At 53.6% G+C, this 21,626-nt stretch carries 23 protein-coding genes; 19 read left to right on the forward strand and 4 right to left on the reverse strand.

Annotated elements, in window-relative coordinates:
- Entirely contained in the window at positions 1–828 is an 828-nt protein-coding gene (locus tag WHS88_08380) for a hypothetical protein (GenBank protein MEJ5260189.1), read from the reverse strand.
- Between the two features lie 17 nt (positions 829–845).
- On the reverse strand, positions 846–2,144 hold the full coding sequence (hemL, locus tag WHS88_08385; GenBank protein MEJ5260190.1) for a glutamate-1-semialdehyde 2,1-aminomutase: 1,299 nt from the start codon (positions 2,142–2,144) through the stop codon (positions 846–848).
- A 183-nt stretch (positions 2,145–2,327) separates the two neighbouring features.
- Between hemL and WHS88_08390 the strand changes: the two genes are divergently transcribed.
- Genes WHS88_08390 through WHS88_08400 form a run of 3 tightly spaced genes read left to right on the forward strand, consistent with a single transcriptional unit; the run spans position 2,328 to position 5,213 of the window.
- Complete coding sequence (locus WHS88_08390; protein ID MEJ5260191.1) at positions 2,328–4,541, forward strand: hypothetical protein; 2,214 nt, start codon at positions 2,328–2,330, stop codon at positions 4,539–4,541.
- A 5-nt stretch (positions 4,542–4,546) separates the two neighbouring features.
- A complete protein-coding gene (locus WHS88_08395) occupies positions 4,547–4,969 on the forward strand; it encodes a DUF6677 family protein (GenBank protein ID MEJ5260192.1) in 423 nt (140 codons plus the stop codon).
- Positions 4,962–5,213 carry a hypothetical protein gene (locus WHS88_08400; GenBank protein ID MEJ5260193.1) on the forward strand — a complete coding sequence of 84 codons (252 nt, stop codon included), beginning with the start codon at positions 4,962–4,964 and terminating at the stop codon, positions 5,211–5,213. Before WHS88_08395 ends, WHS88_08400 begins: the two co-directional genes overlap by 8 nt.
- Here WHS88_08400 and rnc read toward each other — a convergent pair.
- The gene (gene rnc / locus WHS88_08405; protein MEJ5260194.1) at positions 5,210–5,932 is read right to left on the reverse strand and encodes a ribonuclease III; all 723 of its coding nucleotides are present in this window, start codon (positions 5,930–5,932) and stop codon (positions 5,210–5,212) included. The genes WHS88_08400 and rnc overlap by 4 nt on opposite strands.
- A 151-nt stretch (positions 5,933–6,083) precedes the next feature.
- Positions 6,084–6,428: an STAS domain-containing protein gene (locus WHS88_08410; protein MEJ5260195.1), complete on the reverse strand. Its 345-nt coding sequence runs from the start codon at positions 6,426–6,428 to the stop codon at positions 6,084–6,086.
- A gap of 348 nt (positions 6,429–6,776) precedes the next feature.
- On the opposite strand from WHS88_08410, the gene WHS88_08415 reads away from it, so the two are divergent.
- The 16 genes from WHS88_08415 (at position 6,777) to frr (ending at position 21,610) form a co-directional block, all read left to right on the forward strand.
- Positions 6,777–6,980, forward strand: coding sequence for a cold-shock protein (locus WHS88_08415; protein MEJ5260196.1), 204 nt, complete (start codon positions 6,777–6,779; stop codon positions 6,978–6,980).
- 49 nt (positions 6,981–7,029) lie between these two features.
- Entirely contained in the window at positions 7,030–7,860 is an 831-nt protein-coding gene (locus WHS88_08420; GenBank protein MEJ5260197.1) for an amidohydrolase family protein, read from the forward strand.
- A gap of 155 nt (positions 7,861–8,015) precedes the next feature.
- Positions 8,016–8,186 carry a symporter small accessory protein gene (locus WHS88_08425; GenBank protein ID MEJ5260198.1) on the forward strand — a complete coding sequence of 57 codons (171 nt, stop codon included), beginning with the start codon at positions 8,016–8,018 and terminating at the stop codon, positions 8,184–8,186.
- A gap of 68 nt (positions 8,187–8,254) precedes the next feature.
- Positions 8,255–10,063: a sodium:solute symporter family protein gene (locus WHS88_08430; protein ID MEJ5260199.1), complete on the forward strand. Its 1,809-nt coding sequence runs from the start codon at positions 8,255–8,257 to the stop codon at positions 10,061–10,063.
- Between the two features lie 66 nt (positions 10,064–10,129).
- The gene (locus WHS88_08435) at positions 10,130–11,572 is read left to right on the forward strand and encodes an alginate export family protein (protein ID MEJ5260200.1); all 1,443 of its coding nucleotides are present in this window, start codon (positions 10,130–10,132) and stop codon (positions 11,570–11,572) included.
- Positions 11,573–11,773: 201 nt separating this feature from the next.
- The gene (locus WHS88_08440; GenBank protein ID MEJ5260201.1) at positions 11,774–13,327 is read left to right on the forward strand and encodes a thiamine pyrophosphate-dependent enzyme; all 1,554 of its coding nucleotides are present in this window, start codon (positions 11,774–11,776) and stop codon (positions 13,325–13,327) included.
- Between the two features lie 9 nt (positions 13,328–13,336).
- Complete coding sequence (locus WHS88_08445) at positions 13,337–13,825, forward strand: 2-oxoacid:acceptor oxidoreductase family protein (protein MEJ5260202.1); 489 nt, start codon at positions 13,337–13,339, stop codon at positions 13,823–13,825.
- A 66-nt stretch (positions 13,826–13,891) separates the two neighbouring features.
- Complete coding sequence (locus WHS88_08450) at positions 13,892–15,193, forward strand: phenylacetate--CoA ligase (protein MEJ5260203.1); 1,302 nt, start codon at positions 13,892–13,894, stop codon at positions 15,191–15,193.
- Between the two features lie 38 nt (positions 15,194–15,231).
- A complete protein-coding gene (locus tag WHS88_08455; GenBank protein ID MEJ5260204.1) occupies positions 15,232–15,663 on the forward strand; it encodes an ACT domain-containing protein in 432 nt (143 codons plus the stop codon).
- Positions 15,664–15,696: 33 nt separating this feature from the next.
- Positions 15,697–17,007 carry a phenylacetate--CoA ligase gene (locus tag WHS88_08460; protein ID MEJ5260205.1) on the forward strand — a complete coding sequence of 437 codons (1,311 nt, stop codon included), beginning with the start codon at positions 15,697–15,699 and terminating at the stop codon, positions 17,005–17,007.
- 43 nt (positions 17,008–17,050) lie between these two features.
- Positions 17,051–17,485: a hypothetical protein gene (locus tag WHS88_08465; protein ID MEJ5260206.1), complete on the forward strand. Its 435-nt coding sequence runs from the start codon at positions 17,051–17,053 to the stop codon at positions 17,483–17,485.
- A 9-nt stretch (positions 17,486–17,494) separates the two neighbouring features.
- Positions 17,495–18,208, forward strand: a complete 714-nt coding sequence (hisA, locus tag WHS88_08470; protein MEJ5260207.1) for a 1-(5-phosphoribosyl)-5-[(5-phosphoribosylamino)methylideneamino]imidazole-4-carboxamide isomerase — start codon at positions 17,495–17,497, stop codon at positions 18,206–18,208.
- A 196-nt stretch (positions 18,209–18,404) separates the two neighbouring features.
- Positions 18,405–19,247, forward strand: coding sequence for a 30S ribosomal protein S2 (rpsB, locus tag WHS88_08475; protein ID MEJ5260208.1), 843 nt, complete (start codon positions 18,405–18,407; stop codon positions 19,245–19,247).
- Positions 19,248–19,329: 82 nt separating this feature from the next.
- Complete coding sequence (gene tsf / locus WHS88_08480; GenBank protein ID MEJ5260209.1) at positions 19,330–20,190, forward strand: translation elongation factor Ts; 861 nt, start codon at positions 19,330–19,332, stop codon at positions 20,188–20,190.
- An 86-nt stretch (positions 20,191–20,276) separates the two neighbouring features.
- Entirely contained in the window at positions 20,277–20,996 is a 720-nt protein-coding gene (pyrH, locus tag WHS88_08485; GenBank protein ID MEJ5260210.1) for a UMP kinase, read from the forward strand.
- Positions 20,997–21,049: 53 nt separating this feature from the next.
- The gene (gene frr / locus WHS88_08490; protein ID MEJ5260211.1) at positions 21,050–21,610 is read left to right on the forward strand and encodes a ribosome recycling factor; all 561 of its coding nucleotides are present in this window, start codon (positions 21,050–21,052) and stop codon (positions 21,608–21,610) included.
- Positions 21,611–21,626: the final 16 nt, after the last annotated feature.

The raw sequence follows: 21,626 nt of genomic DNA on the forward strand, positions 1-21,626 counted from the left end.
TCAAGCCACAATGCCAAGCCGGCGCTGCGTTGTCTGATACCATTTGCCGGACCGAATCGCCGACCACAGAAGCAGCCAGAAGGCCGGTATCCATAATCCCACAAAGCGGATATAGCTCAGGACCTGCTGCAAAGTTGTCTCCTCCGCCCCGGGCGGGCAGGAATCCAGCAGTTCTTCCGGAAGATAAATCGTCCCCAGCAGTACACCGGGTACGACACACTGCCAGGGAAACAGGAGCACCAGAAGGAAAAGAGAAACAAAAAAGGCCCGGCTGATGTGGCTGATGCCGCCCAGGCGGCTGACCAGAGAGACCTTCAAAATAAACACCAGAACAAGACAGTACAGCACGGCGGCAAACAAAAGGGCCGCATTCAATCCCCCAATCAGAATGGAAGCATGGCGTCTGCTCAAATGAAAGGGAGGCCATTGGATGTTCGGGAGTTTGTATTTTTTTGTTTCGGCTGCAGGAGAGGCCTGAATCTCCTGAACCACTTCTTGGGCGGCCTGAACAATCGGTTCGATTGGTTTTTCACGGTTGACAATGATGGTTCCAGGCTCTGACGCATCCGAGGCGGGAGGGTCTGAAGAAGCCGGCGGAACGGCTGTTTCCGGTTCGCTTTTCTCAGACAAAATCGCAGCGGCGGATTCCTGGAGTTCTCCTTTCTCTATAATTCCTCCGCTCCGCTGAAGCCAGAACAGCCCCTGCAGCAGCAGCAGACAAATCAGCATTACCCAGAAGCAGAAGTTTTTCATTCCCCGGAAGGCATCGCGCGCCTCCAGGCAGTCCGTTACATCAATCATATCATGAGCCGTCTGATGGTCTTCCATGTCCTTGACTCCTTGGTTCAAAATGTGTCGGTTTTCAGGACAGCCAAAGCATTATAGGCCGCCTGGACAGTCCTATCAATATCCCTTTCTGTATGAGCCAGTGAAACAAACCATGCCTCAAATGCACTGGGAGCCAAATAGATTCCCTGTTCGAGCATGGAGGCGAAGAATCGCGCAAACAGCCGGCTGCTGCATTGCTGAACATCCTGAAAATTGTTCACCGGTCTGTCTGTGAAAAAAACACTCAGCAGCGAGCCGACTCGATTGATTTGAATAGGTACTTGGGCTGCCTGGGCGGCCTCCCGAAGCCCTTTTTCCAGCCGTGCAGACAAAACTTCCAGCCGTTCGTAAACTCCCGGTTGGCGAAGGAGTTCCAGCACCGCCAGCGAAGCCGCTGCTGCCAGAGGATTCCCGCTGAGCGTTCCGGCCTGATAGACCGGTCCCAGCGGAGCCAGAAGGTCCAGTATTTCTTTGCGGCCTCCTACTGCTCCGCACGGCAGCCCACCTCCCACAATCTTGCCCAGACAGGTCAGGTCTGCCTGGAGGTGGAGAAGACTCTGGACCCCGCCGTACGTCAAACGAAAGCCGGTGATGACCTCGTCAAAAATCAGGACGCTTCGGTGTTCCGTGCACATTCGCCGGAGGGATTCCAGATAGCCCTCTTTGGGCGGCACGACCCCCATATTGGCGGCAATCGGCTCCACAATGACGCCGGCAATCTGATTCGGATATTTTTCGAAGACAGCTTCAAGGGCCTGCGCATCATTATAAGGAATTGTGATGGTTTTTTGTGCCAGGTCCGATGGAATGCCCGCACTGGCCGGCACCCCCATCTCCGCCGCGCCGGAGCCGGCCCGAACCAGCATCGAATCGCTGTGTCCGTGATAGCAGCCGTCCATTTTGACCAGGAGGTCTCTTCCGGTAAAGGCCCGGGCCAGCCGAGCCGCTGTCATGACCGCTTCCGTGCCGCTGCTGACCAGACGCACTTTTTCTATGCTTTCAAAAGCGGAAACAATCGCCTCTGCCAGTCGGACCTCGTTTTCCGTAGCCGCCCCGAAGGAGGTGCTGTTGGCTGCGGCACGGCTGACGGCTTCCACGACAGCCGGATGAGCATGCCCGACAATCATCGGGCCCCAGGAGCCGACGTAATCTATATATTCATTCCCGTCAATATCCCAAATATGGGCTCCGAACGCCCGCTCGATAAAAACCGGTGCAAGCCCCACCCCGCGGAATGACCGGACAGGGGAGTTTACCCCGCCCGGTATCACACGACAGGCCCGCTCATACATCTCTTTGGAACGTTTCGTATTCATAAGGATAGGATTGTACATTTCTGAAAGAGAAAGTCCAAAAGAAAGGGTGGGTTTCTTGGTTTCGCGCCGGTGAAAACCCGCCTGATTCTGCTCTGTTTTTTCTTGCAATCAGGAGGGATTTGACTATACTTGTCGATTTCGTAAATAACGGAGTTTGAATTACCTGAATTGTTTGAGGAGCCCATGCATATCATTAAATGGATTCGCAAGAATGAACGCAAACTGATGGCCTGGCTGGTCATTTTGATTATGATTTCTTTTGTCGGGGGTTACGGCCTCCAGCAGTATTTGATGTATATAGGACAGGGGGGAGCCAAACACGTCGTGGCGGTGTATGGGGACGGCAGGAAAATCCGGGCTATCGATGTGCAGGAGGCCCAGCAAGAGCTGGAAATCCTCAAAATGCTTATGGTGGACCGAATGCTGTCCGCCTTTTCTCAAGTGTACAGCGATTTGACGCCTCAGCTGCTCGAGTTGATTCTGTTTCCCGATACCCGTGCCTCCGGCGAGCTGAGGCTTCAGCTGCTTCAGATGGCGGAGCGCGGACAGGCGGATTTCAACCCGGAACAAATTGAAGCCTTCTTTGCATCGCATCGGCATCGTCCGGAGTTTTTGTGGATCCTGCTCAAAAAGGAGGTTGAAAAGGTCGGGTTTGCTGTTTCTGATGCGGAGGCGGAGGGCTTTTTGCGTCAAATTGTTTCCGGTCTTACACAGAATCAGCTGGACCCGGCTGTTCTGATGAACCGGATTATGCAGCAGACCAAGAAATCCAAACAGGAAATTGTCCGGGTTTTCGGTTCGCTGGTCAGCGTCATGAATTATGCGGATATGGTGCTGGGCAATTATCTGGTGACGACGGATGAAATTCGCAGCCACATTGCCCGAACGATGGAAAAACTCTCCGCGCAGGTGCTTCTGCTGGATGCGGATGAATGGGTTGACGAGCAGCCTGAACCGGCGGAGGAACAAATTCAAAAGCAGTTTCAGACGTACCGTGCGGTTTATCCGATGACCTTTTCCGCCGACAACCCTTATGGATTCGGCTACGCCGTCGGCCGGCGAATTCAGCTGGAATATCTCCTGATTCGCCTGGATGAAATTCAGAACAAAATTCAAAAGCCGTCTTCTGAGGAACTTGAATCCTATTATATGGCGAATCTGACCCGGTATCAGACTACAGAGCCCCTTGACCCCAACAAACCGGAGCTCGGCACCCGAACCATCACAAGGCCGTTTGCCCAGGTTGTTCAGCAGATTCGTCAGGAAATCGAACGACGTCGAACCGAGGATTTGGCCAACAGCATTCTCAATGAAGCCCGCCAGATAATTGATGCCGGATGGGATCGGCTTGATTTTGATAAAGCTACCGTCACTCAGCTTCAGCAGGCCGCCGGGGATTATACGGCAGCGGCCAAAGAACTGGAGCGGAAATATCAGATTAGGGTCCGAACCGGTAAAACCGGATGGCTTCGTCCCGAAGATTTGTCAGCGGACACCTTTTTAAGGAGAGTAGCCCTGCCGACCTCGTCAGAGACATCCGTGCGTCTGATCGATGTTCTCACGGCGGTTCCTGAGGACGGCAAACCCTCTTCGCTGCCCGGACTGCCCTCGATTCGGATGTGGGAAAGCGTCAGCCCTCTCAGCGGGGGGCTTCTCTCCGAAGGGCAGTATGTCTCCCTGCGGGGGATGGTTCGAGTCATCGGCATTCAGCCGCCGGTTGTGCCGGAGGATTTGACGTTCTCGTTTGACAATCACGGAGTGCTTCTGTCGGACGTCTCGGAGCCGACGGTCTTTTCCGTGCGCGGCCAGGTGGTCAAGGACCTGAAAATCCTTCAGGCAATGGAAAAAGCCCGTGCCCAGGCCGCGGAACTGATTCGCTTGGTTGAGGCCGAAGGATGGGAAAAAGGACTTCAGCAGTTTTATGACCGGTATTATCCGCAGACGGACCCGAATACCCCCGTTCTGAATCGCCCGCAGGTGCGCACGATTGTCAATCAGACGATTCCGTCGCAAAATCAGGTAGAGACCCTGCGTCAGCGTCTGGCGGTGCCCTCTATCTCGAGAGATTTGCTGGCCGGACGTTATCAGAATGCTGTCTTTGTCCGCAGGATGGCCGAACTGCTTGAGCCGTCTGTACAGACTACAGGGCCGATTGCGCGGATGATTCTGGTTGAATGTGCCCGGAACGTGGGTATTGTCAAGGAATTAACTCGGCAGCCGGCCACGGAAAAAGATTATGCAGACAACAAGAGCCGAATGGCGGTCCAGCGGGCGGTACTGGCCAAAATGGGGCTGGGACTGACGCATTTCAATCCGGAAAACATCGTCAGCCGAATGGGGCTGGTTTACAAAGACCCTCAGGAACTGCCGATGCCCGTCGAGTCGCATATGGATTGATGCGGATGAAACCGAAACCGAATAAACCGGCGGAACATACCCTGTGGCTGTTTCTGGTGGCGTTTACGGGCTGGGCGGTCCCGGGCGGCGGCCATTTTCTGATTGGGCAGCGCCGCCATGCTGTTGTGTTTTTCGTGACGATCGTGCTGACGTTTCTGGTTGGGCTGTATATCGGTTCGATCGGCATTATAGACCCGGTCGGATCCAAGCCCTGGTATCTGGCGCAGATTTTAACCAGTCCGATTGTCGGCTGGCTCGGTCAGGTGGCTCAAAAAGGGGACTACCCGGTGTACGGACGCCCCCAGGATTACGGCCAGATTTATACCGCCCTGGCCGGCCTGCTGAATCTGCTGTGCATCCTGAATGCCGTCTATCGGGCCTATTCCGGCATCGGGGAGACGATCGGGCAGGAGGAGGAACATGGCTGACGGATTTCCGCTGATTTTGGCCGGATTCTTTGCCCCGGTGGATATCGGCACCACGCCGGTTTCTCTGCTGTGGATGTTTCCGCTGCTTTTGTCGATTGCCGTCGTCTATAAAGCCACACGGCTTCGGGTTCTTTTCTGGAAATCGTTTTCTTTGGAAGTACTCATTTTATTCCTGACCCTGAGCGGTTTTATGATTTTGGCCGGTGTGGTTTTGAACCTGATTGTCTGGCTGATAACCAGTTAGGTTGCCGGCGGTTCTGCAGGCCGGTTTCCCTCGTCCTGCAGAACCCCCAATTCAATCAGGGCTTTCAGGGCCGCTCGTTGTTCGGCCTCCTTTTTGGTAGCTCCCCAGGCACTCGAAAACATCCGCTGTCCGACGACGGCGCAGACTTCAAAGCATTTGTTATGGTCAGGTCCCTTTTCGTCCAGAAGCCGGTAAGAAGGGGTGGCGTTTAGATGCCGCTGACTGTATTGCTGGAGAATGGATTTAAAATTCTCCAGATGGCCCTGGGCGTCGGCGGTTTCCAGATAAGGGCCGAAGTGTTTGCGGACGAAGTGCTCCGCCGCGGAAAAGCCCCCGTCCAGATAAATCGCCGCCAGAACCGCCTCCAGCGTGCCGGCTGCAATCGACCCGTTTAGGGCCCGGGAGCCGTTGGTCCCTTTGCCCACCTGAATAAAATCCAGCAGACCCAGCGTACGGGCAATCTGGGCGCAGATTTTTCGCGAAACCAGCACGCTTTTGAGCTTGGTCAAATCGCCCTCCAGATAATCCGGAAAACGCTCATAGAGGCACTGGCAAATCAGAAGCCCCAGTACGGCATCGCCCAAAAACTCCAGCCGTTCATTGCTGGCCAGGCGGGAATTGGCCCAGGACGAATGAATCAGGGCCTCTTCGAGGAGGGCCGGATTGCGGAACTGATACCCCAAACGTTCTTCTGCCTGCTGGAGAAGCTCTTTGTTCATTTGTTCGGTACGGTCTCGTTGTCCGCAAGCAGATTACGAAAGCCGCTTTATCCGGAGGCAGCGGCTTTCGCAATGTGCTTGCCTCGATTTTGTCTTAAATACGCCTCTTTACAATCTTTGCAAGAGGTTGTCAATCTGAAAATTCTTCTTTTCAGGATTGCACCTGAGCCATTTGCAGACCCGCCAGCGCAAGAAATTGGTCCTCCACAAACGTAAAAACGGTGTCCAGACCGGTAACCAGAAAGATGTTTTTGGTCTGCGGCTGCACACAGCAGAAAACCAGTTTGCGGTGGTTGTCATGCAGAATCTTGCGAAGCTTCAGCAGCTTGGCAAGACTCGAGGAGGTCACAATCTCCACGTCTGAAAAGTCAATCACAACATCCTGTTCCTTTTCGTATGAAACCATCTGGCAGACGGTGAGAATCTCTTCCCCCAGGTCCGGCTCCGGGGCTAAGTTGACCAGTATGACATTTTCAGACCATCGCTGGATTCCCATAGTTTGGCTCCTCTTATGCGAATTTTCTGAAATAGTTTTCTGCCTTTCATATCGTCTGAATAGCCCTTCCAATTCACAAAAAGCCCCTATTTTTCCATATTTGCCTGTTTTGGCAGGCTTATCGGACGTTCTGGTTCTTTAATTGGTCTTTTTTGCCCTTTATGGGCTCCGGCCCGATTTCCTTAAAAACGGGAAAAAGGCAACCTGAAAATTGACAGAATTCCCTTTTTTTGTTCTATTTTCAGAATGGTTTTGGTGGGATTCAGGGTTTTCCCTCCGGCTGAGTCCCTGAATAACCGCAGGAGGGCGAATGTTTGGCGGGCTTGTTGAGCCCTAAGGGAGAAAGACGTGAGCACCGGGACAGTCAAGTGGTTCAATGAGAAAAAAGGGTTTGGGTTTATTACACCGGATGAGGGCGGAGCGGACTTGTTTGTGCATCACTCCAAGATTGATATGCAGGGGTTTCGAACGCTCAAGGAGGGTCAGCGTGTCGAATTTGACGTGACGGCCGGCGAAAAGGGCAAAGTGGCCGTGAACGTCAAACCGGTTTAACGGTTTTCTCCTGCAAAGAGCCGGTTTCCGATAGAACGGATAAACAAGAGTGGCTGCGTCTTCATCAAAGCTCTCGGACAAGAAACGCCGGATTATTGACATCCATACGCATGCTTTCCCCGACTCCCTTGCCCAGAGGGCTATGGCGCAGCTCCACTCCGAGTGCGATGTCAAATCGTATCTGGACGGAACTGTGGGGGCTTTGCTGCGTTCCATGGATGAAGCGGGCATCGAGAAATCCGTCCTGTGCTGCATTGCGACCAAGCCGACTCAATTCGAGCCTATCCTGAACTGGTGCATCCAGATTCGCTCGGAGCGGATTATACCGTTTCCTTCGGTGCATCCCGGCGACCCCCAGCTGCCGGATAAAATTCAGCAAATTGCGGACAACGGGTTTATCGGGGTGAAGATTCATCCCTATTACCAAAACATGGTTATCGATGAACCCCGGTATGACTTGCTGTATAAATCCATTATAGAAAATAACTTAATTCTTGTTCTGCATACCGGATACGACATTGCGTTTCCCCGGGAGGAAAAAGCAGGTCCTCGTCAAATCCTTCGGGTGCTCGAGCGATTCGATGAACTGAAGCTGATTACGACGCACATGGGCGGCTGGTTTCAATGGGAACAAGTCGAAGAACACCTGCTCGGAAAGCCCATTTATATCGAAACATCTGTATCGTTTGATTATTTGGGTGCAGAGCGAATGGCGAAAATGCTGGAAAAACACCACCCAGATTATCTTCTTTTTGGAACCGACAGCCCGTGGGATGACCAGAAAAAGGCCGTTTTCAATATAGAAAAGCTGATTTCAAATGAATCGTTAAAGCAGAAAATCTTTTATGAGAATTCAGCCCGGTTATTGGGCGTAAGGTAGTTTATAAGTCTCCAGAGGTACAAAAACTGTGAAAAATTCACAAAAAAGCTTTCGGAAACCGAATAAAACTTTTGATTTTGATATGAATAGACCTAAAATATGCGCTCAAACACCAGGAAAGAGGAGGATTTTGGTCTTAAAACAGGAGATGAATTATGTTAGGGATTGAAGACAAAGGGGTGCTCCTGGCATACCTTTTGTGCATCGGCTCTTCCGCTTTGTGTGTGATTTACGGTCTTTTGGCACGAAACAAAGGAGATGAACCCGTCAAACCTGAAGATTTGAAGTGGGTTTCTGAGGAAAAAAAGGTGGAGGAAACTTTGTAAATCATATCAGGAGTCCTCAATCAGCGGAGGATTCAGCTTCCCGTTGAGAGAGACACAGGAGGTCTTGTATGCTGTCAGACATTTCCCTGGAACAAATTATCGTTGTATTGGCGTATCTGCTGCTGGTGGTTTACCTCGGCCTGTTGGGGTATTGGCGTACGAAAAATGCTACGGATTATTTGATTGCCGGCCGACAGATTCATCCCTTTGTGATGGCGATGAGTTACGGAGCCACATTTATCTCCACCAGTGCTATAGTCGGATTCGGCGGGGTGGCGGGGGTTTACGGGATGTCTGTGCTGTGGCTGACCTTTTTAAACATCTTTGTCGGAATTTTCATTGCGTTTGTGATATTTGCTCCGCGTGCAAGACGGATGGGCCATATTCTCGATGCCCATACCTTCCCCGAACTGCTGGGCCGCCGCTATGAAAGCCGATTTATCCAGGTTGCCTCCGGCCTTATCATTTTTCTTTTCATTCCGCTGTATGCGGCGGCAGTTTTGATCGGCGGCAGCGTGTTTGTGGCAAACCAGTTTGAAATCACCTACACAACGGCGCTGCTGGTATTCAGTGTGATTGTTGCCGCCTATGTGATTGTCGGCGGACTCAAAGGGGTTATGTATTCCGACGCCCTTCAGGGCACCATTATGTTTGTCGGAATGTTCCTGCTTTTGGTTTTCACCTATGCCAAAGTAGGGGGGCTCACCGAAGGGCATCGGAAACTGACGGCTCTGACTCCCCTGGTTCCTCCCAATCTGCAGGCCATCGGCCACCGCGGCTGGACGGCGATGCCGCAGTTCGGCTGGGGCGATGCCCAATACAACTTGTGGTGGACGGTCATTGGAACCATTACTTTGGGGGTTGGCATCGGTGTACTCGCTCAGCCCCAGCTGGTGGTTCGGTTTATGACCGTCAAGAGCCGCCGCGAATTGAATCGGGCTGTTGTGGTCGGCGGAATCTTTATTTTGGTGATGACCGGCGTGGCATTCACCGTCGGAGCTTTGTCCAATGCTTACTTTGCCGAACACGGTTCCCTGATGCCCGGACGTGTGGTCAAGGTGCTGGATGAAAACAATCAGTTGGCGGTGCTGCAGCTGGTGAAAAAGAATGATGCCGGAATGTGGGAGGATATCCCCGGCAAGACCGCCCCTGTTAAGCTGTACGGAGAGAGCATCGGGCAGATGGAAGCGGATGGAAAGCCGGCGGATATCCGTCAGGGACGCAGCATTTCGATTGTGTATGCCAAAGGCACGGCGGATGAGATTATTCCCACCTTTATTAAGAGCGCAATGCCTTCCTGGTTTGGTCTGCTGTTTCTGCTGACGCTTTTGTCGGCGGCCATGAGCACTCTGTCCAGCCAGTTCCATACCGTCGGGACCAGCATCGGACGGGATGTTTATGAGCAAATTACCGGTCAGCACGGCAAAAGCACCAATATCAACCGAATCGGAATCGTTATCGGAATCATTTATGCCGTTGTCATCAGTTATTATGCCCGGGAAAGCACATTTATTGCCCGGGCTACATCCATTTTCTTCGGCCTGTGTGCCTCGTCTTTTCTGCCGATGTTTATCGGAGCCCTGTATTTCCCCCGAATGACCAAGGCGGCGGCTGTTGCTTCGATGGTGGTTGGTTTTGTTGTTACGACATTCTGGCTGATGTTCATCAAGGCGCAGGAAGCCCAGACCATCGGTCTGGTGCAGAAGCTCACCGGCGGGAAGACCTCGCTGCTGGCGGATGTGCCCAACTGGCCCGTCGTTGACCCGATTCTGGTGGCGCTGCCGATCTCTATCTTGACGGCGATTGTTGTCAGTTTCTTTACTCAGCCTCCTTCGAAAGAACATCTGGACCGATGTTTCCGGGGAGTTTCGTCATAAAAAGCGGAGAGGGATTTTGTTCTCTCTAACAAGGATTGTTTAGCATTAGAACGTAAGGAGAATGGAATGAAAGCAATGAAAGGACTGGGAGCCGTACTTACGGCGGCACTGCTGAACGGCATTGTATCGTTTGCATTGGCGGAAGAGGCCGCCAAGCACTGGCACGATGTGGACAGCGATTTATTGAAGGCCTTCAAAAATCCGATGGAAAACGTCACGATGGGGCTGGATTTGCGCCTGCGTGAGGTGTACGGCAGAAACATTCTGTCTATGAACAATGACTGGGGCGGCAGCGACAATTACAACGATCATCATTGGCAGCGCATTCGGACACGATGGTCTCTCAAGTGGGCGATGGCGGAAGATATGGATTTGAACACCCGGCTTACCTGGGAGTTCTGGAATCACTGCAAGCCGGAACGGCATCCCATTCCGTTCTTTGCAAATCAGAATGTGGACTTCGACGAAGCCATCTTCGACATCTTCAATATTCAGTGGCGCAATGCCTTTGATCTGCCGCTGACCCTGACCGTCGGCCGTCAGGAAATCATTCTCGGCACCGGCTGGCTGGTGCTGGACGGCACACCCGCCGACGGTTCGCGAACCATCTTCTTTGATGCGATTCGCGCTCAGTACGGGCTGACAGACACCTTAAAAGCCGATGTGATTTACATCCAGCAGTATGATGATGAAGAAGAATACATCAAACCCTTTAATCATCATGCGGTTCAGGACCGCCGGCATCTGACGCAGAAGACCGATGAACGCGGCTTTATTTTCTACCTGACCAACAAAACCGACGGCGGTCAGCAGCAGGAGCTGTACTATATTTACAAAAATGAAGAAAATTCCAAGTGGGCCAAGGCCTATGCCTCCACACCGGGCCAGGCGGCGGACATTCATACCATCGGCGGGCGTCTTTCGGGGCCGCTGGATGACCGCTGGTCCTACAGTGCCGAACTGGCCAAGCAGTGGGGCGATCGGAACGGCAATACCCTGCAGGGACTGGGGGCCAACACCCGGCTGGCTTATGCGTTCAATGATGCCAGGAAGAATGAGCTGCATATCGGCTATGAATACCTGTCCGGCGATGATCCGGATTCGAGTGCGGATGAGAAGTTTGATTCGCTCTGGGGGGACTGGCCGCAGTATCAGCGAGGCGGCGACCTCCAGTCGTATATCTGGACCTATGAAGGCGCGCTGGGGGAGGTGAACAACCTGCATCGGCTGGGCTTCGGTCACACCTTCAAACCTCATGCTGAATGGAAGGTCGAGTCTATTTATAACCTTTTGTGGGCCGACCAGACCAATCCGAGAGCCTTGGGGCCGACAGGAAACAGTCTGACCAACAGCAACTTCCGCGGTCATATGCTTACCGGACAGGCCACCTACAGCTGCTGCAAAAACTTTAAGACCATTTTCCTGCTCGATTACTTTATCCCCGGAAATTATTATGCCGTTTCGGATGATGCCTATTTTGCCCGCATCAATCTGGAATGGACCTTCTAAAACAATTGCTCTCTTATCAAGCACCTTGGACAATTCAGCATGCGGCCCGGTTTTCAGACCGGGCCGTTTTTGTTGGGAAGGCGGGAAAAACGGCTTTTCGGGTCGGATTTTCTTGACCTGCTGAAGAGAATTCGCTATCCTGAAGGGTCCAGTTTCGGTCATAGAGATTACGGTACCTCCTGCGAAAAGGAAATTTGTTGTATGGCCCGAAAACCCTCTTCGGAAAAGGCCTTTCTGTCGGGCAACGAGGCGCTGGCCCGCGGCGCCTGGCAGGCCGGCCTGAAAGTCGCCTGTGCGTATCCCGGTACTCCTTCTACCCAAATTCTCGAATCGCTGGCCGAATATCCGGAAGTAGATGTCCAGTGGTCGGTAAATGAAAAGACGGCTTTTGAGGTGGCTTATGCCGCCGCTGTCGGGGGGGTGCGGGCCCTGTTTGCCTGCAAGCACGTTGGACTCAATGTGGCGATGGACCCGCTGATGACCTCCGCTTATACCGGTGTCAATGCCGGGTTTGTAGCGGTTGTCTGCGATGACCCCCAGATGCACTCTTCCCAGAATGAGCAGGATACCCGCTGGGCGGGCGTGTATGCCAAACTGCCTATCCTCGAGCCCTCCAGTCCTTCCGAGGCCCTTGACTTTATTCAGCAGGCCTTTGACATCAGCGAGCAGTATGATACGCCGGTGATTGTCCGGATGACCACACGGGTCTGTCACAGCAAGGAAGATGTTCCCTGCGGCGGCCCGCGAAAAGAAATGCCGGTTCGTCCGCTGGAAAGAAATATGCGAAAGTATGTGATGGTGCCCGCCAACGCCCGGGCCCGTCATGAAGAACTTGAAAAGCGGCTCCTGAAGCTCAAGGCCCTCTCGGAACGCTCCCGACTCAATCGGGTGGAGATGAACAGCCCGTCGCTGGGGTTTATCGCCGACAGTGTCAGTTATCTGTATCTGAAAGAAGTTTTTCCCGATGCATCTTATCTGAAGCTCGGTTTTCTGTATCCTTTCTGCGATGAGAAAATCAGAAAATTCGCCAAAAGCGTCAAGCGGCTGATGGTCGTGGAGGAACTGGACCCGTTTATCGAAGAGCACGTCAGGGCCCTGGGCATCCGCAAGGTTCAGGGCAAGCATCCTTCCTATCGGCTGGGCGAACTCGACCAGGACCTCGTCCGCTCTCTCGTCGCCGGCAAGCCCAAAAAAGTCAAGCCTCGCCCCGGACGGGCGCCTCGCCTGTGTGCGGGCTGTCCGCATTGGTCGATTTTTTCTGTCCTGAAAAAACTGGATGTTTTTGTCGCCGGGGACATCGGCTGCTATACCCTCGGCTCTCTGCCGCCGACCTCCGCCCTGCATACCTGCCTGTGTATGGGGGCCGGAGTGACGTTTAACGAGGGGCTCCGGCGGGCTCATCCGGAGGAAAAGATTGTCGGTCTGGTGGGGGATTCCACCTTTGTTCACATGGGAATTCCCGGGCTGATTAACGCCGCCTACAACAAGGCCAAGGGAATCATTTTCATCCTCGACAATTCCACAACCGCGATGACCGGCGGTCAGCAGCATCCGGCCACCGGAAAAACCATTCGAAATGAACCGACCAAACGGCTGGATTTGAAAGCCGTCTGTCAGGCCTGCGGAGCGGATTATGTGGATGTGATTGACCCGCAGGGCAGGGTCAAGGAGCTGGAGGAGCTGGTCAAACAGCGTCTGGCGGCGGATGCCCTCAGTGTGATTATTGTCCAGCACCCCTGTGTTTTGTTAAAGTGAGAGAAAACCATGACTCGAAAACAGGATGTTTACAACGTCACTTTCGGCGGAATCGGCGGACAGGGCATCATCACCGCCTCGGAACTGCTCGGATGGGCGGCTCTCTATGACGGCTGCTGTGTCAAAAAATCTGAAGTCCACGGAATGAGCCAGCGGGGCGGCTCGGTGGAATCCCATGTTCGATTCGGCAAACAGGTGTATTCACCGCTGGTCGGGATCGGGCAGGCCGATTTTCTCCTGTGTTTTCATCCCGATGAGCACACTCGTCTGAAGCCGTTTCTGCGGAAGGGGGGAATCGACCTGATGCCGTATCTGGAAAAAGTCCAGCAGATTGCCGACAATCCCCGCGCTGTCAATACCGGTCTGATGGGCGTGTTGGCCACGTTTCTGCCCATTCGGCTCGACAGCTGGGAGCGGGCGATGCAGAAGGTCTTCAAGCCGTCGATTCTTGAGGTAAATCGGCAGATGTTCACCAAGGCGATGGCCCTGGCCGAATAACGTTCTCCCCGGATGGTCCGACGGACGCCGGAGGCATTGAGGGAACCGGAAAACAGGAGGTTGTGTATGATTTGGAATGAGAAAATCGAAACGATGCCGCTGGAGGACCTGAAAAATCTTCAGTCCGAACGCTTGGTCAAGCTGGTCCGATATGTCTATGACCGTTGTCCGGTCTATCGGAAGAAATTTGAAGAGGCTGGCGTAAGCCCTTCCGATATCCGCAGCATTGATGATATTACCAAACTGCCCTTTACCACCAAGATTGATATGCGGGACAATTACCCGTATGGACTTTTTTCTGTCCCCCGCGAAGAGGTGGTGGAAATTCATGTTTCCAGCGGCACCACCGGCAACCCGACGCTGGTCGGCTACACCCGTGAGGACATCAAACTCTGGTCGGAGGTGATGGCCCGTGCCCTGTGCTGCGCCGGAGCCAAACCGGATGACATCATCCAGATTGCTTACGGCTACGGTCTGTTTACCGGCGGTCTCGGTTTTCACTACGGCGCCCTTGAAATGGGGCTGACCATTATTCCCACCTCCTCCGGCCAGACCAAACGGCAGCTGAAGATTATGCAGGATTTCCAGCCCCGCATCCTGGCCTGTACGCCCAGTTATTGTCTTTATATGGCCGAAGAAGCCAAAGAAATGGGGCTGGACCCGCGGAAGGGCAGCTGGCGGATTGGGATATTCGGCGCAGAGCCCTGGAGCGAGGCCATGCGCAAGGAAATTGAGGAAACCTGGAATATGACCGCCACCGATATTTACGGCCTTTCGGAAATCATCGGTCCGGGCGTTTCGCAGGAGTGCACCTATAAAGAGGGGCTGCATTTGTTCTCGGATGTGTTTTATCCGGAGATTATTGACCCCGAAACCGGAAAGCACGTTCCGGAAGGGCAGGACGGCGAGCTGGTCATCACCACCCTGACCAAGCAGGCCATTCCGCTGATTCGCTATCGAACCCGCGATATTGTGAGCATGACGACGGCTCCGTGCCGCTGCGGACGCACCAGCCCCCGCACCAGCAAAATCAAAGGCCGCACGGACGATATGATTGTCGTGCGGGGCATTAACGTCTTTCCGTCTCAGATAGAGCATGTCCTGCTGGGCATTGAAGGCACCCACCCGCATTATCAGCTGGTTATTGACCGCCAGGCCCACAAGCTCGACGAGGTGGAGATTATGGTGGAGGTGGATGAGAAGATTTTCAGCGATGAAATCAAGCAGATGCGGGCTCTCGAGCAGAAAATCAAAAAGGAGATTGAGGCGGTTTTGTCCATCGGCGTCAAGGTCAAGCTGGTTGAACCCAAAACGATTCAGCGAAGCGAAGGCAAGGCCAAACGCGTGGTGGATAAACGCGTTCTGTAAGGACAAAGCGTCGACGTTTGCAGGAAAGGAACGGGACTATGAAAATCAGGCAAATCAGTGTGTTTTTAGAAAATCGAAAAGGGCGGCTCTATGAGGTCTGCTCGCTGCTGGGGCAGGCGGGGATTAATATCCGGGCCCTGACGATTGCTGAAACCGAGTCCTTCGGCGTGCTGCGAATGGTCGTCAACAAACCCGATGAGGCGGTCAGTCTCTTTCGAAAACACAATATCACCGCCAACCTGACCGATGTCGTCGCGGTGGAGGTGCCCGACCGGCCCGGCGGTCTGGCCGAAGTCCTCAAGGTTCTCTCCGATGGGAATGTCAATGTCGAGTATATGTACGCTTTTGTGGAAAAATTTTCTGAAAAAGCACTTCTGGTATTTCGTTTTGATGACCCGGCCGGAGCCCATCGGGTCCTTACGTCTGCGGGCATTACCGTCCTGACGGAAAAAGACCTCCCGAATCTGTAACAATTGCGGCGGAAAGAGAAAGGCACAGTCGGAATGGACATTCGATACTGGAATCAGCGGCTGGAGACCCTGCCACAGCCCGAACTGCGTCAGCTTCAGCTGGAGCGTCTGCGGGAAGTTGTCGGGTACGCCCTTCAGACCCCGTTCTACAAAAAGCGTCTTCCGAAAGTCGGGATTTCCTCCCCGGAGGACATCCGCTCTCTGGACGACCTGAAACGAATTCCCTTTACCGTCAAAGATGACCTGCGTCAGGCCTTTCCCAAAGGGCTGCTGGCCGTCGATATGGAAAAAGTGGTTCGGATTCATTCCTCCAGCGGCACGACGGGGATTCCGACGGTGATTTACTATACGGCGGATGATTTGGACCGCTGGACGGATTTGCTGGCCCGCAGCATTGTGGCCACCGGCGCCGGTCCCGGAGATGTCTTCCAGAATATGATGAGCTACGGTCTTTTTACCGGCGGACTGGGGATGCATTACGGGGCCGAGCGGGTCGGAATGGCGGTAATTCCGGTCGGCGGCGGCAACACCCAGCGGCAGCTTCAGATTATGCGGGATTTCCGCACGACGGTGCTGCATATTACGCCCAGTTATCTGCTGCACATTCACCAGCGGATGCCGGAGTTCGGTCTGACACCGGCGGATTTGAATCTCAAAAAGGCCTGGATGGGGGCCGAGCCCCATTCGGAAAATACACGGCTCAAACTTCAGGAGTTATTCGGAATTGATATTTACAATTCCTACGGTCTCAGTGAGATGAATGGTCCGGGTGTGGCATTTGAATGCGTCTATAAAAACGACCTGCACGTCTGGGAGGACGGATACATCATTGAAATCATCGACCCCCGAACGGGCGAGCCGGTAGAGGACGGCCGGGAGGGCGAAGTTGTTTTCACGAATCTGATTCGCCATGCCCTGCCTCTTTTGCGGTATCGAACCCGGGATTTGGCCTTTCTGCATCCGGAGCCCTGTCCATGCGGGCGAACCGCCCGGCGGATGTCGCGCATTACGGGACGCACGGATGATATGCTCATTATCAACGGCGTGAATGTCTTCCCCTCTCAGATTGAAGAAGTGCTGATGAGCATCCCGGAGGTCGGGACGAATTATCAGATTCATCTGAGCCGTCATGAGGGGCTCGACCGCCTCACAGTCAAAGTGGAAATCTACTCCAAACTGTTTACCGGCGATTTGGCCGCCCTCGAGGCCCTCAAAAACAAAATCAACGAAAAGCTGCGGGCTTCCATTACCATCAATTCCCGAATTGAACTGCATGAGCCCGGTTCACTGCCTGCGTTTGAGGGCAAGGCAAAACGTGTTGTGGATGAACGGGAAAAACTGTAACGGTTCATCGCGACGGTCAAAGATTTGAGCAAGGAGCAGCAGTATGGCCAAGCAGATTACGGTTTTTTTGGAAAACAGACCGGGACGAATTCAGACCATTTCCCGCATTCTCAAGGAAAAAGGCCTGAACATCCTGGCCTTTTCCATTCAGGACCGCGGGGAGTTCGGGCTGATGAAGATGATTGTGGACAAACCGGATGAGGCCCAGTTGGCGCTGGCCGACCGCGGGATGGCCTGTGCCCTTAAAGAAGTCTTTGCCGTTACGGCAGCGGATCAGCCCGGCAATCTGGAAATGCTCACCACGGCCCTGGCGGAAAACAATATCAATATCAAGGATGCCTACGGGTTTGTCTCCACGGCTGATAAACGGGGCATCTGCTATTTGGAGGTGGAAAATCCTCAGAATGTAGATGTCGGCCGACTGATTGCCGAACACGGTTTTACGCTGATTGCCGATAAAGACCTTTACGATTTATAACAGGACGATATGGACCTTTTGCCTGCAATTGACCTCCGCGGCGGGAAATGTGTTCGCCTGATTCAGGGCCGGTACGATAATCAGATTACCTATCGGGAAAATCCGCTCGAGCAGGCCGAAGAGTTTTTCGCGCAGGGGGCTCGCTGGCTGCACATTGTGGACCTGGACGGTGCCAAAGAAGGAAGACCGCTTCATACGGATGTGGTTCGCCAGATTCTTCGTCATCTGCCGATGAAAGTCGAATTGGGCGGGGGACTCCGCGAGGAAGAATCTATCCGTCAGATGCTCGATTTGGGGCTGGAACGGGTGATTATCGGCACCAGTGCCGTGAGCAATTTTGAATGGTTTTCTGAAATGGCCTGCAAGTTTCCTAATCGTTTAGCGCTTGGGCTGGATGCACGCGGTTTTCGTCTGGCAGCTGAAGGGTGGCTCAAAGAAACCGGGGGAGATTTGCTGGAATTTGCCCGACGGGCCTCTCAACTGCCGATTGCCGCTGTCATTTATACGGATATTGAAAAAGACGGAATGCTCTGCGGTCCTAACTTGGCCAGGACGGAGGAGTTAATCAAGGCTGTTTCGGTTCCGATTGTGGCGGCCGGCGGGGTTACGACAATACAAGATATTAAAAATCTGAAAAAAATCGGCGCGGCCGGGGCTGTTATCGGACGTGCCCTTTACGAAGGGACCCTTGATTTATCAGAAGCGATTCAGGTATCAAGATAATTCAGATTCATAATATCTTGCAACAAGGAAATAAGGCGACTAAATTTTTTCAGAATTTTTCGGAAAATTCTGATAGTTCTTGACAGAACAAGGGCCTTTCCTTTACCTTACAGTGCTTCTGGTCAGCGGAGACCGGACAGAGAGAGTCTTTGTGTAATTTCAATCAACGTTTTATAGAATCTGGAGGTTAGTTTCTGTGAATAAGGAACTGGCTCGCGAATTAATCAGCGCGGGCGTACATTTCGGACACGGGGTCAGCCGCTGGAACCCCAAGATGGAACCCTACATCTACGGGAAGCGCGGAATGATCCACATTATCAATGTCAAGGAAACCTTAAAGGGGCTGCTGATAGCCAAGAAGCTCCTTGCCCAACTGGTTTCCGAAGGAAAAGATGTGGTTTTTGTCGGCACGAAGCGCCAAGCCCAGAAGGCCGTTCAGCAGGCGGCCGAACGCTGCGGGATGCATTATGTGACCGAACGCTGGCTGGGCGGAACGCTCACCAATTTCCGTACCATTCGCTCACGGCTTCAGCGGCTGGAGGAACTGGAGGAAATGGAGGCCTCCGGACGGCTGGAAGAAGAGAGCAAAAAGCAGGGGGCACGCCTGAAAAGAGAATTGCGGAAAATCCGAAGCAATTTGTCCGGTATTCGCAAGATGAATCGTCTGCCGGGTGCTGTTGTTGTGGTGGATGCCCGGAAGGAATATATCGCCTTGCGTGAAGCCCGCAAGCTGGGGATTGCCACCATCGGCATTATCGATACCGATTCGGACCCGGATACGGTGGATGTGGTGATTCCGGCCAATGATGATTCGATTAAGGCGATTGAAATTATTCTCAATGAGCTGGCGGATGCCGTGGCGGAAGGCAAAACCATTGTCCGTACATCGGAACCGGCGGATGCCGCTCAGGCCGCCCGCCGACGTTCACGCCGGCGCGTTCTGGCCAGTGCCTCTGATGCCTCCGAAGAGGCCCCGGAAACCGTCGCCTCCGAGAATCCGGCTTCACTTTCCGAGTCGGCGGCTCCGGACAATGCCTGACACTTGGCAGGGAATTTGCCCGGTGCCGGCTGGATGGGCACCGGATTGAACCAGACAATCAGCAAACGGGAGTTTGAATCAAATGGCGGATATTTCAGCAGCAGCGGTTATGAAACTTCGCAAGGCCAGCGGTCAGGGAATGATGGACTGCAAAAAGGCCCTCGAAGAAACCAATGGAGATTTTGATGCAGCGATGGAACTGCTTCGCAAGAAGGGTCTGGCGACTCTTCAGAAGCGGGCCGGACGGGAAACCACACAGGGACGTCTGATTTGCCGGAAAAGTGCGGATGGGCGTTCGATGGCGATGGTGACCCTGTGCTGCGAAACGGATTTTGTGGCGAAAAACGATGACTTCCTGGCTGCCTGCGAGAAACTGGGCGAATGTGCCCTGAAGGCCGATGTCCAGGCCGGTCCTCAGGACCTGATGGACATCGAAGTGGCCGGCAGGAAATTCTCCGATATTCTCACGGAAGCGGTCAGCAAAATCGGCGAGAAAATCGAAATTGGAGACTTTGCCCGGTACACTCTTTCCGGCTGCGGCCTGTTCGGTTCCTACGTCCATTTCAATGAAAAAACCGGTGCGATGGTGGAAATCGAGACCGACAGCGAGAAAACCGCGGAGGCTCTCCGGCATTTGGCCAACGAAATCGCTATGCATATCACGGCTATCAAGCCGATTGCGGTGGATCGGGAAACGGTGGCTCCGTCCGTGCTGGAGCAGGAACGCCGGATTGCGGCCGAACAGGTCAAAGACAAACCCGCCAATATGGTGGAAAAAATTGTCGAAGGGAAAATTGCCAAATTCCTGAAGGAAAACTGCCTCCTTGAGCAGCCGTTTGTCAAAGACGACAGCAAGACCGTCAGCGAGGTGCTCAACGAGGCGGCCCGGGCCGCCGGCGGGCGGGCTAAAATCAAACGCTTTGTCCGATTCGAAATCGGATAAGCGGCCGAAAAGGTTCAGGCATCGTAAACGCAGGTTTTCGATGCCTTTTTTTCACCCTGTCCGCACGGACGGGAACAAAGATGGATATGAGCGACATACGGTATAAACGCATTCTGCTGAAATTGTCGGGAGAAAGTTTCTGCAAGCCCGACGGCTTCGGCATCGACGGAGAGGCCCTCGAGTCGATTGCGCAGCGCATTATTCGGATTTGCCGATTGGGACCGCAGGTGGCGATTGTCGTCGGCGGGGGAAACTTTCTGCGTGGGCATTCGTTTTCGCGCAAAAGCCATATCCCCCGAACAACCGCCGACTATATGGGGATGCTGGCGACGGTCATCAACGCCTGTGCCCTGCAGGAGATTCTCGAGAAAGAAGGCCAGCCGACCCGTGTTCTCAGTGCCATCGAGGTTTCTGCCATCTGCGAGCCGTTTATCCGCCGGCGGGCCATTCGGCATCTGGAGCGCGGCCGGGTGACGATTCTGGCCGGCGGAACCGGAAATCCCTTTTTCTCCACGGATACCTGTGCGGCCCTGCGGGCGGCTGAGCTGGGGGCTGACCTGATGATTAAGGCCACCAAAGTCGATGGGGTTTATACGGATGACCCCAAGACCAATCCGCAGGCCCGTTTAATCGAGCGGATAACTTATGCACAGGTCCTTCAGCAGAATCTGAAGGTAATGGACCCGGCGGCGGTCAGTTTATGCTGGGAAAACCATATTCCGATTATTGTTCTGAATTTTTTCCGAGACGGTTCTATCACCCGGGCCCTTTGCGGGGAACAGGTAGGAACCTGGATCAGTGATTGAACGGCCGGACCGAAACAAACCGGCCGAAGCAAGCAGGAAAGGGGAAAGCGTCTATGACAACCAAACAGATTGTTGCCGAACATGAGCGGAATATGCACAAGTCGATTGACTTTCTGAAGACGGAGCTGCGTTCTGTGCGGACCGGACGCGCCTCACCGGGGCTGGTGGAGCATCTGACGGTGGAATATTACGGAACGCCTACTCCGCTCAAGCAGCTGGCGACCATTGCCGTGCCCGATCCGTCGTCGATTGTCATCAAACCCTTTGATGTGTCCTGCCTGAAGGAAATTGAAAAAGCCATTAAGGCCAGCGAGCTGAGCCTGGCCCCGGTGGCGGACGGCAAAACCATTCGTCTGAATCTGCCCCCACTCAGCGAAGAGCGGCGGAAGCAAATTGTCCAGCAGGTCAAGCAGATGGGCGAAAAAGTCAAAGTCACCATTCGGAACATCCGCCGCGATGCCATCAAGGCCCTCGAGGATGAAGAAAAGAAAAAGACCATCACGGAGGATGACCGGGACCGGGGCAAGAAAGAAATCGAAGACCTGACCAAAAAGCATATCGAACAAATTGACGAAATCATTGAGGCAAAATCGCGGGAAATTCTGTCCGAGTAGTCTTAAAGCCTCCTTT

It is taken from the genome of Anaerohalosphaeraceae bacterium, assembly GCA_037479115.1.
GTDB lineage: Bacteria > Planctomycetota > Phycisphaerae > Sedimentisphaerales > Anaerohalosphaeraceae > JAHDQI01.